The organism is Arthrobacter sp. PAMC25564, assembly GCF_004798705.1.
GTDB lineage: Bacteria > Actinomycetota > Actinomycetes > Actinomycetales > Micrococcaceae > Arthrobacter.
Window position 1 is genome coordinate 832,876 of record NZ_CP039290.1, and the last position, 15,158, is coordinate 848,033.

Genomic DNA, 15,158 nt, shown 5'->3' on the forward strand with positions numbered 1-15,158 from the left:
GGCATCCCGGACCGTCCAAGTTCCCCGCCCCGCGCCCCGCAGGCTTCGGGCCCTACAGCCCGAGCTCCTCCAGCACCGGCAGTTTCTCCCGGACCCAGGCCCGCGCCTCCGTGGCGCTCGGCGCGGACAGCGCCAGCTTGGCCAGCTCCTGCGCCTCGGCCAGTGTGACGGTCTTGAGAACGGCGGCGACGGCCGCGAGCGAGCGTGCCGTCATGGACAGTGTGGTGACGCCGAGCCCGGTGAGGACGACGGCGAGGGCCGGATCCGCCGCGGCCTCGCCGCAGACACCCACCGGCTTGTTGTGGCCTTCCGCCATCGATCCCTCAACCGTCAGGCCCACGAGCCGGAGCACGGCGGGCTGCCAGGGCGTGTTCAGCGCAGCGAGCGGGCCGAGCTGCCGGTCGGCGGCCATGGCGTACTGCGTGAGGTCGTTGGTGCCCAGGCTGGCGAAGGCGACTTCCCGAAGGATGGCCTCGGCCGTGAGGGCCGCTGACGGGACCTCCACCATGACGCCCGGCGTCCTGATCCCGGCCGCGGCACAAAGCGATGCGAAGCGGGCGGCCTCCTCGGCAGTGGAAATCATCGGCGCCATGACCCAGACGTCGGCCTCGGAGTCCTGCTCGGCGCGGGCGATTGCCTGCAGCTGGCGTTCCAGCACGCCCGGGGTGGTGAAGTCGGTGCGGTAGCCGCGGACGCCCAGGGCCGGATTGGGCTCCGTGGCGTCGGTCAGGAAGGGCAGAGGTTTGTCCGCACCGGCGTCGAGGGTCCGGAGCACCACCTTCTTGCCAGGGAAGGCGTCGAAGACGCCCTTGTAGGCGGCGGCCTGTTCCTCCACGGTGGGCTCGGTGTCCCGCTCCAGGAAGCAGAACTCGGTCCGGAACAGCCCGACGCCCTGCGCGTTCAGGCCCGCGGCGGCCACGGCGTCCTTGGCCCCGCCGACATTGGCCAGCAGCGGCACGAGGTGCCCGTCCGCCGTCGAACCCGTGCCGTCAAAAGCCGCCAGCAGCGAGGCGGTGGTGGCCCATGCTGCCGCCGCGGCGCGCTGGGATTCATCGGGATCCACCACAATGATGCCGGCGGCCCCGTCAACGTAGACTTCCGTGCCGTCCGGAAGCTGGTCAACGCCGGCCGCGGCAACCACGGCGGGCAGGCCGAGCGAGCGGGCGATGATGGCGGTGTGGGACTGCGGGCCGCCGCCGGCGGTGAGGAGGGCCAGGACCTTGTCCGGGTCCAGGGTGGCGGTGTCGGCCGGGGCAAGATCCTCTGCGATCAGGATGAACGGGGTGGCGGAAGCCGGGATGCCCGGGGCGGGCACGCCGCGCAGTTCGGCGACGATCCGGGACCGGACGTCCAGGACATCGGTCGCGCGCTCGGCCATGTAGCCGCCCAGGTTGTGGAGCATTTCCGAGACCGAGGCGCCGGCCTCCCAGATGGCGCGCTGGTTGGAGGTGCCACGGCCGATCAGCTTGGTGGCGGACTTCAGCAGCATGGTGTCCGAGGCCATGAGTGCCGTCGCTTCCAGGACCGCCTTGGCATCGCCGCTGACCGTCGCGGCCCGGGCCTTGAGGTCGTCATGGACGGCCTTCGCGGCCGTCTTCAGCGCTGCCGTGGCCTCCTCCGCCGTGACATCGAACGGCAGCTGCTCGCCGGCCGGGGGCTCGCTGACCGGTTTCGGCATCTGGCGGATGGTGCCGATGATGCGGCCGGGGCTGACGCCTACTCCTGGGAAGTTCTGCACTGAAGGTCCTCATTCTCTGCCGGTAGCCAGTTCGCCAGGCGCCGGACCTGCTGACAGCTACGTCAGCCGGCCGATGGGGCACCTGCAAAAATTGTATGTGATGCACTTCATATAGCGTTGCTATAGGTGCTAGGGTAGCGGTTATGAGTTTCGATGGCCAGCTTCCGCCCAAAGCGAGGCTGTTGCATGCGGCGGCCGAGCTGCTGGCCAACTCTGGCGGATCGGCGGTCTCGACCCGCCAGATCACCCAGCTGGCGGGCGTCACGGCCCCTACCCTCTATCACCACTTCGGCGACAAGGAGGGGCTGTTCGACGCCGTCGTCGCCGCAGGTTTTGAGGAATATGTGGCGGGCGAACGCGACTTCGCCCCGTCCGGCCAGCCGCTGGAGGACATCCGGCGGATGTGGGACAACCATGTGCAGTTCGGGCTGAACCAGCCGGAATTGTATCTGGTCATGTTTGGCAATATCCGCCCTGAGAGCAGGCCGGCCATCGTCGCCGATGCCGAGTCGCTTATGGAAGAGATGCTCAACAAGGCTGCAGTCGCCGGCCAGCTCAACGTCCCGCCCAGGGAAGCGGCCAGGAGCATCCTGGCGGCCAATGTGGGCGTGACTCTCATGCTAATCACGGAAAAGGCGCCCGAGCGCAATCTCGAGCTGTCCGCCATGACCCGCGACGCCATGATCTTTGCGGTTTCCACGGAGCAGGCCAGGGACAGCAGTCCCGAAGATACCGGGAAATCGTCAGTGGTCGTGGCGGCCATCGCATTGAATGCGGCGCTCCAAGCGTCCCACTCGGACCAGCTCTCCAGCTCGGAACTCAAGCTGTTCCTCGAATGGCTCCACCGGATCTCCACCAGCTCCACCAGCTAGCTCGTCGAAATTATCGGATCATCCTGCGGTGCAGCAGGAATGACGGTTAGGAAATCAGATGGCAACAGAGACAGTTGCGAAACCCCGGACCAGCATGCGGGTCGGCGTCCAGAAGTTCGGGACGTTCCTGTCCGGAATGATCATGCCCAACATCGGTGCCTTCATCGCCTGGGGCATCATCACGGCCTTCTTCATTCCGGCAGGCTTCACGCCCAACACGGACCTGGCCAAACTCGTCGGACCGATGATCACCTTCCTGTTGCCGCTCCTGATCGGCTACACCGGTGGCCGGATGGTCTATGGGGTGCGCGGCGGCGTGGTCGGTGCCGCGGCCACCATGGGCGTGATCGTCGGTACGGACATCCCCATGTTCATCGGCGCCATGATCATGGGCCCGCTGACCGCGTGGATCATGATGAAGCTGGAGAGCCTCTGGGAGAACAAGGTCAAGCCCGGCTTCGAGATGCTGATCGACAACTTCACCGCAGGCATCGTCGCCGCCGTTATGGCCATCTTCGGCATGCTCGTGATCGGCCCGGTGGTGAAGACCTTCAGCAACGGCGCCAGTTCCGTCGTCGAATTCCTGGTCAACAACGGGCTGCTGCCGTTCACCAGCATCTTCATCGAACCGGCCAAGGTCCTGTTCCTGAACAACGCCGTGAACCACGGCATCCTGACCCCGTTGGGCACGGAACAGGCCCTGACCCAGGGCAAGTCCATCCTGTTCCTGCTCGAGGCCAACCCCGGCCCGGGGGTGGGCATCCTGCTCGCCTACATGCTGTTCGGCAAGGGCCTGGCCAAGGCGTCGGCACCGGGAGCTGCGCTGATCCAGTTTGTCGGCGGCATCCACGAAATCTACTTCCCGTTCGTGCTGATGAAGCCCATCATCATCCTCGCCGCAATCGGCGGCGGCATGACCGGTATCTTCACCCTCGTGGTCACCGGCGCCGGACTGCGCTCCCCCGCAGCTCCAGGCAGCATCATCGCCGTCTTCGCCGCGACCGCGAAGGACAGCTACTTCGGCGTGGCACTCTCGGTGCTGCTCGCCGCCACGGTGTCCTTCCTGATCGCCTCGGTGATCCTCAAGTCCAGCAAGTCCACTGAGGAAGACGACCTCGGCGCGGCCACTTCCCGGATGGAATCCATGAAGGGCAAGAAGAGCTCCGTCTCCTCCGCCCTCGCGGGTGCCGGCGCGGGCGCAGGCGGCGTTGCCGTGCTCGCCGGGCCGGTCAGGAACATCGTCTTTGCGTGCGACGCCGGCATGGGCTCGAGCGCGATGGGCGCCTCGGTGCTGCGGAACAAAATCAAGGCTGCCGGATTCCCCGACGTCAAGGTCACCAATTCCGCCATCGCGAACCTGAGCGATACGTACGACGTCGTCATCACCCACCAGGACCTGACCGAGCGGGCCAAGCCCGCGACCGCCAGCGCGGTGCATGTTTCGGTGGACAACTTCATGAACAGCCCGCGCTACGACGAGATCGTGGAGCTGGTCAAGAGCAGCAACACCGCCGGGACGCCAGAGGCCGACGCCGGGGCGGCCGGCGCCGCTGTGGCTGCCGCGCCCGCCGCGGAAGCGGAGGCCGAGGAAACCGGCCCGGCCGGCATCCTGGTGGCCGAAAGCGTCATCCTGAGCGGCAAGGCGACCACCCGTGACGCGGCGATCGACGAGGCCGGACAGCTCCTCCTGGACCGCGGCGCCGTCGACTCCGGCTACCTCGATGCCATGCACGAACGCGAGGAATCCGTCTCCACCTATATGGGCAGCTTCCTCGCCATCCCGCACGGCACCAACGCGGCCAAGGACCACATCATGAAGTCCGCGGTGTCCGTCATCCGCTACCCGAACGGGATCGACTGGAACGGCAAGGAGGTCAAGTTCGTGGTGGGTGTCGCCGGGATCAACAACGAGCACCTGCACATCCTGTCCTCGATCGCCAAGGTCTTCACGAACAAGGCCCAGGTCGCGCAGCTTGAGGAGGCCACCACGGTCGAGGAAGTCCTGGCCCTGTTCGGAAAGGTCAACTCCTAGTGAAAGCTGTTCATTTCGGGGCTGGAAACATCGGGCGCGGATTCGTGGGGTTGCTGCTGCACGAGGCGGGGTACGAGGTGGTGTTCGCGGATGTCGCGGAGGACCTGATCACCCGGCTGGCCGCGGCGGACAGTTACCAGGTCCATGAGGTGGGGGAGCACCCCGCCGTGCGCACCGTGGAGAACTTCCGTGCGCTGAACTCCAGCACGCAGGAAGCGGACGTCATCGGGGAAATCGCGGCGGCGGACATCGTCACCACCGCGGTCGGGCCGCACATTCTCAAGTTCGTGGCCCCCGTGATCGCCAAGGGGATCGCCGCCCGGGCCGCGGGACTGGCTCCGCTGCAGGTGATGGCGTGTGAAAACGCCATCAATGCGACGGACATCCTGAAGTCCGAGGTTGCCGCCGCGTGGGATCCGGCCACGGGCTCCCTGGACGCGGCGGCCGTGTTCGCGAACACGGCCGTGGACCGGATCGTGCCGAACCAGGACGCGGGGCAGGGTCTGGATGTCACTGTGGAGACGTTCTACGAGTGGGTCATCGACCGCACCCCGTTCGCGGGCAAGGAACCGGTCATCCCGGGGGCGACCTTCGTGGACAACCTTGAGCCGTACATCGAGCGGAAACTGTTCACGGTGAACACCGGGCATGCCGCGGCCGCGTACTTCGGCTTCGACGCGGGCCTGGACAAGATTTCCGAGGCCATGGCCGATCAGGACGTCGCCGCCGATGTGCGTGCCGTCCTGGACGAGACCAAGGAACTGCTCGTGCACAAGCACGGCTTCAGCCGTGACGAGCAGGAGGCCTACGTCCAGAAGATCCTCGGCCGTTTCTCCAACCCGTACCTGCCGGATACCGTGAACCGGGTGGGCCGGGCGCCGCTGCGCAAGCTCAGCCGGCACGAACGCTTCATCGGTCCGGCGGCGGAGCTGGCCGAACGCGGGATCGTCCCGGAGGCGCTGCTGGGTGCGATCGCCGCGGCCCTGCGCTTCAACGACCCGGCCGACGCCGAAGCCGTGGAACTCGCGCAGATCCTGGCGTCCTCCACCCCGGATGAGGCCACGGCGAAGATCACCGGTCTGGCCCCGGACCACCCGCTGTTCCCAGCCGTCGCCGCCCTGGTGGAAGAGGCCAAGGCCGCGGTCTGAACCGTCCCTGGACGCCGACGCCGGAACCCACGCGGGGTCCGGCGTCGTGTGTTGGGTGGCGGCATGCACCGCAGGATCCTTGACGGTCCGATGATAAATTGTTAGGCTCCCTAAATATGAACCCCAGTGAACCGTCCGACGCCGGGCTCATCGCCCTCGCCCAGGATTTCCGTGAAGCCCTCCGGCTCACCATCTACCTGGTCCGCCGCCTCGACGCCGACGGCGAGCTCAGCGCCGCCCAGCTCAGCACCCTCAAGATGCTGCTCGACGACGGCGTCCGGGTGGGCGAAATCGCACGGAACCTCGGTGTCAAGGTACCCAGCGCCACGGAGCAGATCATCAAGCTTGAACGCGCCGGACTGGCCAGGCGGGACGCGGATCCGGACGACTCACGTGCCGTGCGGGTGACGCTGACAGGGGAAGGCCGGACCGCCGTCGAACACGCCAACGCGCGCCGCAACGCCGTTATGGCCGGGATCCTGGCTTCGCTCTCGGATGGCGACCGTGCCGCCCTCGACGCAGCCTTGCCGGTGTTCGGCAAGATCAACGCTGCGCTGCACGCCTGACCCGGCGCCCGGCGGGAAACAGCGACGGCAGGCAGCCCCACAAGACTGCCTGCCGTGACGCGGGCCGGTTCCCGGACCGGCTAGTGGGCCGCTACTGCCGCGCCCGCCTCCTTGGCGACAGCCTTCGGGTCGGTGAGCTTCTTCTTGGGCAGGGCGAAGCTGACCAGGAACGCGATGCCGGTGAGCGCGGCGGCGGTGAGCATCACGGCGTCGATCGACTGGGCGAAACCCTCGGTGATGGGCCGGGTAAGCGTCGGGTTCGCCGCGTGCAGCCAGCTCGTGTCATTGAGTGAATCGTTGCTGGCGCCGCCCTTGAAGAAGTCGTAGAGCTTCGCATTCGCCGGGTCGGCGGCAACGGCGGGATCCTTCAGGACCTTGAGGAAGTCAGCGTTCTGCATGGCGTCCTTCATGCCGCTGGCGACCTTGTCCGCAGCGAGGCTGAACAGCATGGAGATGAACACTGCCGTGCCCACGGCGCCGCCCATGGAGCGGAAGAACGCGGCAGAGGAGGTCCCCACCCCCATGTCCTTGGCCGGCACGGAGACCTGCATCGCCAGGGTGAGCGGCTGCATGCAGAAGCCCAGGCCCAGGCCGAAGAACACGGCGATGGCTCCGGGGACCCAGAGCGGGGTGTCGGCGCCGAGCGAGAGGCCCATGACGACGGCGGCCCCGGTCAGGATGGCGGTGCCCAGGATGGGGAAGATCCGGTACGTGCCCGTCGCCGAGATGGTCCGGCCTGCCGTGATGGAGCCGAAGAGGATGCCTACCGTGAAGGTGATCATCATTAGGCCCGCCTCGGTGGGGGTGAGCCCCTTGACCAGCTGCAGGTACATCGGGAGCATCGCGATGGCCCCGAACATGCCGACGCCGATGATGAAGTTCAGCAGCGAGGACAGGCCGAAGGTGATGTTCCGGAAGAGCCGCAGCGGGATCAGGGCGTAGTCGCCGGCGCGCTTCTCGGCGAGCAGGAACGCGACGATGCCGACGACGCCGAGGCCGATGCACAGCAGTGAGCCGGCCGAGGCCCAGCCCCAGCTGCGGCCCTGTTCGGCTACCAGCAGCAGGGGCACGATCGCCAGCGTGATGGCGGCGGCGCCCCAGTAGTCGATCTTCTGCTTCTCGTGCTTGGCGGGCAGGTGCAGGTAGAGGAACACTACGGCCAGGGCGGCGAGGCCGATCGGCAGGTTGATGAAGAACACCCAGCGCCAGCCGTCGAAGCCCAGGATGTTGGCCGAGCCGGCGAAGGCGCCGCCGATGACCGGTCCCAGCACCGAGGAAATGCCGAACACGGACATGAAGTAGCCCTGGAACTTGGCGCGGTCCTTGAGGGCCACGATGTCCCCGATGATGGTCAGTGCGAGGGCCAGCAGGCCGCCGGCGCCCATGCCCTGGATGCCACGGGCGATGGCGAGTTCGGTCATGGAGTGGACCGACCCGGCATACAGCGAGCCGGCCAGGAAGATCAGGATCGCGGCGAGGTACAGCGGCCGGCGGCCGAAGATATCGCTGAGCTTGCCGTAGAGCGGGGTGCTTACGGTGGACGTGATGAGGTACGCCGTGGTGGCCCAGGCCTGCAGCGAGAGCCCGTCGAGGTCGTTGGCGATGGTGTAGATCGAGGTGGACACGATGGTCTGGTCCAGCGAGGACAGGAACATGCCGAGCATGAGTCCCACCATGACGGTGATGGTCTGACGGTGGGTCAGGACCTCTCCTGGCACGCGCATAGAGGTGGTTTTGGACATGACTGCTCCCAGGGGAAGTTTCTTTGGAATCAAGCTGATAGTTGCTTTCAGTAACTATGTTACGGGCTGCTTTGTTCCCGCTGCCACCTCCCCGGGCAGTAAGGCCTCAGCGTTCGACCAGGATCCCGTCCGGGTCGCACCAGATCATGACGCCGGGCCGGATTCCCACGCCGTCGATCTCCAGGTCCACGCCGCTCTCCCCGGCGCCGGCCTTGGCGCTCTTGCGCGGGTTGCTGCCGAGAGCCTTCACGCCCAGCGGCAATTCCGCGATCGCCGTCCGGTCCCGGATCGCGCCGTTGATAACGACGCCGGCCCAGCCGTTCGCGACGGCGCTCGCGGCGATCATGTCCCCCATCAGGGCCGTGCGGAGCGAGCCGCCGCCGTCGACCACGAGGACGGCGCCGTCGCCGGGGGTGGCCAGGGTGGCCTTGACCAGGGCGTTGTCCTCGAAGCACCGGATGGTCCGGACCGGGCCGCTGAAATGCGACCGCCCGCCCAGCGACTGGAACTGCAGCGCCACGGAGTCGAGCTCCGCGCCGCGTTCGTCGTAAAGATCGGCGGTATTGACGGCTGGTGCGGTCACTGGATTCTCCCTGCGTTGGAACTCGGTGGTCGGTGTCGATCCCCACGATAGCCCGGCCCGGGCTGATTCAGCAGTCCGCTGAGTGGCCGCTTTTGGCGGACTGCAGGCCCCGCCAGCCACCCCCGGTGCCGCCGTTTGACTGGCTTCCGGCCCCCTGCTGTGGCGTATAGTTGACGGGAATTGCCGCGGCAGCGCTTGTGGGGGGAACCCTCCCGGCTGCCGAGAAAAAACGACCCCGGAACGCTGCTGATGCCTGAATTCCACTCAGATCTTCCACCGATGGCCCCTCCCCCCACGCTGCCCAGGCAACGGATCCGCTACACACGGATTCTCGAGGTTGCCGCCGGGTTCGCACGCAAAGGCCTCGACTCTGTCGTACTCTCCGAGGTGGCGGCCCGGGCCGACGTTCCGCTGGGGACGCTGTACCGCTATTTCCCCTCCGCCACCCAGCTGGTGCTGGCGCTTTACCGCAAGCAGCTCGGGGAGCTTCTGGCCGGCAGCCCGCAGGCCGCGGGACATGGCGCCGCGGGAGTCCACGCCCCGGGGGAGGTACCGGCCCACGCGCTGGCCGGGGCGGTGATGGAGATCTTCCACATGCGCCTCATGCAGCCCGCCGTGGAGCAGTCCCTGAACCGGGTGGTCTATGTGAAGGACACAGACACCACCCGGCTGCTCCGCGAGATCGACTCCATTGCCGAGAAGGCGGTGACCGCAGTGAGCGGCGACGCCGCCATCTCCCGGGTCCTGCTGCTGACGGTCACCGGTCTGGTCCAGGCGGTCCGCTGCCGCCGCTTGTCCCTCTTTGAGGCCGAGGAGGACCTCAAGAAGGCCTGCTCCTTGCTGTCGAAAGCCACCGAAGCCGCGTAACTGGTCTAGACCAGTGGCGATAAACTACCGGCCGGTAACCGCTTGTTTCGGTGATTTCACTCACTCAGGTTGTTGGATAAACGTTTCACCGTCGCCAACCCTGTGTCCCGCGACACGTCAGCCCGCCGCGGTTTTGTTTACCATTGCAGGACAAGCGCGGCCCGCCGCCAGCAGTACCCGGAGCTTTATCGCAGACCCGCCATCCATGGGGCCGCTGCGGACGTTCCCAGACCATCTTGAGCATGCCTGTGCTTGAGCTTCCATGAGCCTTAAGCCCACGATGAGCCCCAGGAGACAACGAAGTGTCCACTGAAACGACCATTCCCGCCAACACCATTTCCCCCGCAGAGCCGGCAGCCGTGCTCAGCGACGAGGAAATCTTCGCAGCCCACCAGGGCGGCAAGCTTTCGATTTCCAGCACCGTCCCGCTTGCCAGCAAGCGCGACCTGTCCATTGCCTACACGCCGGGCGTCGCCCAGGTCAGCCGGGCGATCCACGCCAACCCGGAGTTGGCCAAGACCCTCACCTGGGCCCAGCGCCTCGTCGTCGTCGTCAGTGACGGCACCGCCGTCCTGGGCCTCGGCGACATCGGCGCCAGCGCCTCGCTGCCCGTCATGGAGGGCAAGTCCGCCCTCTTCAAGGCCTTCGGCGAGCTGGACTCCATCCCGCTGGTGCTGAACACCACCGACGTCGACGAGATCGTCGAGACCCTGGTCCGGCTCCGCCCGAGCTTCGGCGCCGTCAACCTTGAGGATGTCTCGGCACCCCGTTGCTTCGAGCTGGAAGAAAAGCTGATCGAGGCGCTCGACTGCCCCGTCATGCATGATGACCAGCACGGCACCGCCGTCGTGGTCCTCGCCGCACTGACCGGCGCCGCGAAGGTGACCGGACGTGAACTCGAGAAGCTGCGCGTTGTGGTCTCCGGCGCCGGCGCGGCCGGTATCGCCGTCGCCCAGATGCTCCTGACGGCCGGCATCACGGACGTGGTCCTGCTGGACTCACGCGGCGTCATCAACAGCGACCGCGCGGACATCGCCGCCGACCGGGCCAGCAAGAAGGCCGAGCTGGCCCGGCTCGGCAACCCGCGCGGCGTCTCCGGCGGCCCCGCCGAGGCGCTGCTCGGCGCCGACGTCTTCATCGGTGTCTCCTCCTCCAAGCTGGACGAGGAGCACCTCAAGCTCATGAGCCAGGACTCGATCGTCTTCGCGCTGTCCAACCCGGACCCCGAAGTCCTGCCGGAGGTCGCACGCAAGTACGCGGCCGTCGTTGCGACCGGGCGCAGCGACTTCCCGAACCAGATCAACAACGTCCTGGCGTTCCCGGGCATTTTCCGTGGAGCCCTCGACGCCGGCGCCCGCCGGATCACCCCGGCCATGAAGCTGGCCGCCGCCCGCGCCATCGCGGCACTGGCGGAAGATGCACTCTCCGCCGAGTACATCGTGCCCAGCCCGCTGGACCCCCGCGTGGCTCCGGCAGTGGCTGCGGCCGTCGCCGCGGCGGTCGAAGCGGAATAGTCCACCGCGCAACGCCGGCCGGTCAGCGGCCGGCCGGATAGACGACGACGGCGGGGCCTTCTTGGGGGAGGCTCCGCCGCCGGTCTTTAACCCGTGGCCCAAGCGGCTCCGCCCCGCCGGACCCGGCCGGACCATAGACTGGGGCGATGAACCCGCAGGCCATCGTGACGATCCTCTGCGGCCTCGCCATCCTCGTGGGGGTGGCCGGGACGATCATCCCCGTCCTTCCGGGCAGCATCGTGATCGGCTTGAGCCTGCTGGCCTGGGCCCTCTGGGGCGGCGCCGGAACCACCGGCTGGGTCGTGTTCGGCGTCGGCATGGTCTTCGTGCTGGCCGGGATGGCTTCCAGCGCGGTGCTCACCGGCCGGAAACTCAAACAGCACAACATCCCCAGCCGCTCCGTCCTTGCCGGGCTGGTCCTGGGCACGATCGGAATGCTCATCATCCCCGTGCTGGGACTCGTTATCGGCTTTGCCGCCGGACTGCTGGCCAGTGAATTCCACCGCACCCGCACCTTCCGGGGCGCCGTGGCCTCCAGTTGGGCCGCGCTGAAGGCCACCGGGCTGGGGATGATCGTCGAGTTCGGGCTGGCCTGCCTCGCCGCGAGCACCTGGCTGATCGGCGTCTGGGTGGCGGCGGCCTCCTGAGACCGCCCCCCGCCCTACTACCATTGGGGGCATGACCTCCGGAGCCCCAGAATCCGCACCCCACCAGGTCCTGTACCGCGACACCCGTGACCTCACGCCCTTCCGCAAGGCGGTGGTGCGGACGCCCGTGCGTGGGCTGGCCGATGGCGTGGGCGGCCTGGTCTCCGGCGTCCTGGGCGGACGGATCCGCGGCAGCCTGGCCGTGGAGGGCCCGGTTCCCCGGCTGGGCCGGATGCCGGGCAAGGCGGCCAAAGCCGTGCACGGTGCCGTCTTCGGCGGCGCCGATCCGGACCGGCTGATCGCCCTCGCCCGCGCCTTCCCTGGCTGGGCCGGGCTCTGCCACCTCATGGCAGGGCTGCTGGCCTACTCGCAGGGCAGCCACCTGCGTGCCTCCGAACTGCTCCAGCGTGGCCTGCTGACGAGGAACGACGACGACGCCAACCGCTATGCCTCCGTCTTCCTTCCCGGGGTGCTCACCCGCGTCCAAGTCGCCGAACGGATCGAGGTCCCGGTGCTGTTCAGCGAGGAGGCGGTGTTCCTGGCCCTGTCCCACGCGTTGCGCGAGACCGGGCAGACGGAGGCGGCGCTGGCGGCGCTGACTGGGCTGCCGCCGTCGTTGCCGCTCGCGCTGGCGCGCTGTTCGCTGGCGGCCTTGCTGAGGCGCGATGCCGAGGTGGCGGCGGATACCGAGGGGCTGCTCAACGGCGACGACCTTTCGGCGGCGCTGCTGCTGGTGCGGGCCCGCTCGCTGCGGAAAGTCGGGGACTACGACGGTGCGCGGTCCGCGCTGCAGGAGGTCCTGCGCCGCCGGAAGACTGACTTTTCGCTGCGCAATGATGCACTGACGGACCGTGCGTTGCTCCTGCTGGACACCGGACGGAAGTCCCTGGATCCACGGGAGTGGCAGCGCCGGAAACCGGCCGAGCTGGAAACCGTGAAGGCGCTCAGGAAGGACGCGGAACTGCACGAACTCTGGGACCGGGAATACGGCCAGGCCGACGGCGGCTGACGGCTTGCGGGGCCCCGGCACAGGGGGTACAAACAAGGCATGAGAGATGCAGCGGCATGCTGGATGCAGCATTACATCACGGCATGGACGTCGAACGATCCGGAGGATATCCGGGCGCTGTTCACCGAGGACGCCGTCTACGCGACCAGCCCGCACGAACCCGAGCCATGGACCGGCCGGGAGCGGATCGTGGAACACTGGCTCGCGAGCCGGGATGAGCCCGACGACTGGACCTTCGAGTGGAAGCTGCTGGGGGTTGATGGCGGCCGTGCCTTCGTCCAGGGCAACACCAGCTACCGGGGGACCGGGCGCAGCTACGACAACCTCTGGATCATCCAGCTCGCCGGGGATGGACGAGCCTCGTCCTTCACCGAGTGGTACATGCAGCGCAAGTAGCGGCAGCGGCCTCCGGAATCAGCCGCGCAGGACGGCGGCGCTCAGCACCGGAATGAGCTGTTCTGACAGCAGCACGGCACCGAGTGCGAGCATGATGACTCCGCTGGCCAGCGTGACCCGGCGGGCGGCCCCGGGCCGGGACTGCAGCAGCTTCCGCGCCAGGAGTGCCACGCAGCTGTAGATGACCGCCACGAGGAGGACGAAGGTCAGGCCCAGCAGCCCGGACTGGACCGGGACCGGAAGCGCGGCCTCGGGGCTGACGAACTGCGGGACCAAGGCGATAAAGAACAGCAGGCCCTTCGGGTTGATCCCGCTGGTGCCCATCCCCTGCAGGAAGATCCGGAACTGGTTCGACGGCGACGGCGCGGCCCCGGTGGTCCCAGCGCCGGGCCCGCCGGCTTCGCCGGCGTTGAAGCTGGCCCCGCGCCAGGACCGGAGGGTGGCGACGCCGAGCCAGATCAGGTACGCGGCACCGGCGACGGTCAGCCAGCCAAGGACGCCGGGCATGTTCGTGAGCAGGGCGGCGAGCCCGGCGACCATGAGCACCGTGTGGACGACGTAGCCGCCGCAGAGCCCGGCCACGGCGGGGACGAAGCTGCGCTCCTTCAGCCCGGCTGCGATGGAGTAGGCCCAGTCGACGCCCGGGGTGCAGGCCAGGGCGACGGCAACCGCGATAAAGGCGAGGAAAAGCTGGGTGTTCACGGCGGACTCCTGTTGCGCGGGTACCCCCGGCGGGTACAGGAGTAACTCTAGGAAATTTCGCGCCAGAAGTGTTCCCTGATTTAGCGGGGAAATACCGGGTCTGGGTAAAATTATTGCGTGATTGACGCCGTCGACAGAAATATTTTGCGCTACCTCAAAGAGGACGGGCGGATGACTGCCACCGCGCTCGCCGCGAAGGTGGGCCTCACCGTGGCGCCCTGCCATCGGCGGCTGCGGGATCTGGAGGCCTCGGGCGTCATCCGGGGCTACCGCGCGGACATCGATCCGTCCGCCGTCGGGCTCGGTTTCGAGGCGATCGTGTTCGTCACGCTCCGGCAGGTGGACCGGGCCACGATGGAGATCTTCGAGAACCGGGTCGCGGACAATCCGAACATCGTGGAGGCGCAGCGGCTGTTCGGCTCGCCGGACTACCTGCTCAAGGTCATCGCGGAGGACCTGCCGGCCTACCAGCGGTTCTACGACAGCGAACTGACGTCCCTGCCCGGCGTCGAACGCCTGACCTCAACGCTGGTGATGAAGAACCTGAAAGCCAACACCGGCCCGCCGGTCTGAATCCGCTACCGTGTGGCGGGCTCAGGTGTCCAGCAGCCCCGTGGTCCGGTACGGGATGACCTCGCGCAGGAACATGCTCGTGGACGTCCGTACGATCCCCGGGCACAGCCGGATCTCTTCGGAAACCCGGTACAGGTCGTCCGGGCTCCTGGCCACCACACGGATCAGCAGGTCGGTATCGCCGGCCGGCGCATGGCATTCGAGCACCTCCGGGATGTTCCGCAGGGCGGCGATGGCCTCATTCAGGTGGCTCTGGTCCAGTTCGGCGCTCACCGCCGCCGCCACGCCCCGGCCCAGCGCGGACGGCAGCACCCGGCTGCTGTTCGGGCGCAGGGCGCCCGACGCCGTCATCCGCTCCAGGCGCGACTGCACGGTGCCGCGTGCGAGCCCCAGCTTCTGGGCCAGCACCATGATCGGCACCCGGGGGTCCGCATCGAGGGCGACGAGGATCCGCCGGTCCGTCGGGTCGAGTTCCTGCAAAATGACCACTTCCTGTCCGTTGGCATGGCTGGTATTGGTCAGATTGACCAGTGCAGTGGAAGTCTGTTGCACCAACTGTAGGGCTTCTGTTGAAATGGTGACAACAAGGGACGCTGGCCACCGCCGGATCCCAACGGCTACAGGCACCCCGGCACACCACCCGGACCCTCGATCAGGCTTCCCGCAAGGAACCCGCCGCTGATTGACTCTTGTTCACGCATCGTCACTCCGCACAATATTTTCCGCACTCCACTGGCAAGAGCCCCTGAGCCACCGACGTCGGTTTTTC

15 protein-coding genes are annotated in these 15,158 nt (G+C 67.6%); 10 read left to right on the top strand and 5 right to left on the bottom strand.

Translation table 11 applies throughout. The annotated features are described in order from the left end of the window. Positions 1 to 52: 52 nt before the first annotated feature. On the bottom strand, positions 53 to 1,738 hold the full coding sequence (gene ptsP, locus E5206_RS03800) for a phosphoenolpyruvate--protein phosphotransferase (protein ID WP_136321327.1): 1,686 nt from the start codon (positions 1,736 to 1,738) through the stop codon (positions 53 to 55). Positions 1,739 to 1,881: 143 nt separating this feature from the next. Here ptsP and E5206_RS03805 point away from each other — a divergent pair, with 143 nt between their 5' ends. The 4 genes from E5206_RS03805 (at position 1,882) to E5206_RS03820 (ending at position 6,356) form a co-directional block, all read left to right on the top strand. Beyond that, positions 1,882 to 2,610: a TetR/AcrR family transcriptional regulator gene (locus E5206_RS03805; protein ID WP_136321328.1), complete on the top strand. Its 729-nt coding sequence runs from the start codon at positions 1,882 to 1,884 to the stop codon at positions 2,608 to 2,610. Positions 2,611 to 2,668: 58 nt separating this feature from the next. Beyond that, on the top strand, positions 2,669 to 4,642 hold the full coding sequence (locus E5206_RS03810) for a PTS mannitol transporter subunit IICBA (RefSeq protein ID WP_136321329.1): 1,974 nt from the start codon (positions 2,669 to 2,671) through the stop codon (positions 4,640 to 4,642). After that, positions 4,642 to 5,790 (top strand): mannitol-1-phosphate 5-dehydrogenase, encoded by a 1,149-nt coding sequence (locus E5206_RS03815; RefSeq protein WP_136321330.1) that lies wholly within the window; start codon positions 4,642 to 4,644, stop codon positions 5,788 to 5,790. The genes E5206_RS03810 and E5206_RS03815 overlap by 1 nt, the downstream gene beginning before the upstream one ends. 116 nt (positions 5,791 to 5,906) lie before the next feature. Next, on the top strand, positions 5,907 to 6,356 hold the full coding sequence (locus E5206_RS03820; protein WP_136321331.1) for a MarR family transcriptional regulator: 450 nt from the start codon (positions 5,907 to 5,909) through the stop codon (positions 6,354 to 6,356). A gap of 80 nt (positions 6,357 to 6,436) precedes the next feature. Here the strand turns inward: E5206_RS03820 and E5206_RS03825 are convergent, their stop codons facing one another. Beyond that, on the bottom strand, positions 6,437 to 8,098 hold the full coding sequence (locus E5206_RS03825; RefSeq protein ID WP_136321332.1) for an MDR family MFS transporter: 1,662 nt from the start codon (positions 8,096 to 8,098) through the stop codon (positions 6,437 to 6,439). Between the two features lie 106 nt (positions 8,099 to 8,204). Next, positions 8,205 to 8,681: a ribonuclease E activity regulator RraA gene (rraA, locus tag E5206_RS03830; protein ID WP_136321333.1), complete on the bottom strand. Its 477-nt coding sequence runs from the start codon at positions 8,679 to 8,681 to the stop codon at positions 8,205 to 8,207. A gap of 249 nt (positions 8,682 to 8,930) precedes the next feature. On the opposite strand from rraA, the gene E5206_RS03835 reads away from it, so the two are divergent. The 5 genes from E5206_RS03835 (at position 8,931) to E5206_RS03855 (ending at position 13,114) form a co-directional block, all read left to right on the top strand. Then, positions 8,931 to 9,548: a TetR/AcrR family transcriptional regulator gene (locus E5206_RS03835; RefSeq protein ID WP_136321334.1), complete on the top strand. Its 618-nt coding sequence runs from the start codon at positions 8,931 to 8,933 to the stop codon at positions 9,546 to 9,548. 302 nt (positions 9,549 to 9,850) lie between these two features. Further along, complete coding sequence (locus E5206_RS03840) at positions 9,851 to 11,062, top strand: NADP-dependent malic enzyme (RefSeq protein ID WP_205760000.1); 1,212 nt, start codon at positions 9,851 to 9,853, stop codon at positions 11,060 to 11,062. Between the two features lie 146 nt (positions 11,063 to 11,208). Beyond that, positions 11,209 to 11,709: a DUF456 domain-containing protein gene (locus E5206_RS03845; RefSeq protein ID WP_136321335.1), complete on the top strand. Its 501-nt coding sequence runs from the start codon at positions 11,209 to 11,211 to the stop codon at positions 11,707 to 11,709. A 31-nt stretch (positions 11,710 to 11,740) separates the two neighbouring features. Next, a complete protein-coding gene (locus tag E5206_RS03850) occupies positions 11,741 to 12,718 on the top strand; it encodes a hypothetical protein (protein ID WP_136321336.1) in 978 nt (325 codons plus the stop codon). Positions 12,719 to 12,757: 39 nt separating this feature from the next. After that, a complete protein-coding gene (locus E5206_RS03855; protein WP_240689929.1) occupies positions 12,758 to 13,114 on the top strand; it encodes a nuclear transport factor 2 family protein in 357 nt (118 codons plus the stop codon). A gap of 18 nt (positions 13,115 to 13,132) precedes the next feature. Here the strand turns inward: E5206_RS03855 and E5206_RS03860 are convergent, their stop codons facing one another. Continuing rightward, positions 13,133 to 13,816 carry a LysE family translocator gene (locus E5206_RS03860; protein ID WP_136321337.1) on the bottom strand — a complete coding sequence of 228 codons (684 nt, stop codon included), beginning with the start codon at positions 13,814 to 13,816 and terminating at the stop codon, positions 13,133 to 13,135. A gap of 117 nt (positions 13,817 to 13,933) precedes the next feature. Between E5206_RS03860 and E5206_RS03865 the strand changes: the two genes are divergently transcribed. Then, complete coding sequence (locus E5206_RS03865) at positions 13,934 to 14,389, top strand: Lrp/AsnC family transcriptional regulator (RefSeq protein ID WP_136321338.1); 456 nt, start codon at positions 13,934 to 13,936, stop codon at positions 14,387 to 14,389. A gap of 21 nt (positions 14,390 to 14,410) precedes the next feature. On the opposite strand, the gene E5206_RS03870 is transcribed toward E5206_RS03865, so the two are convergent. Then, positions 14,411 to 14,869, bottom strand: a complete 459-nt coding sequence (locus tag E5206_RS03870) for an Lrp/AsnC family transcriptional regulator (protein WP_205760049.1) — start codon at positions 14,867 to 14,869, stop codon at positions 14,411 to 14,413. Between the last annotated feature and the right edge of the window lie 289 nt (positions 14,870 to 15,158).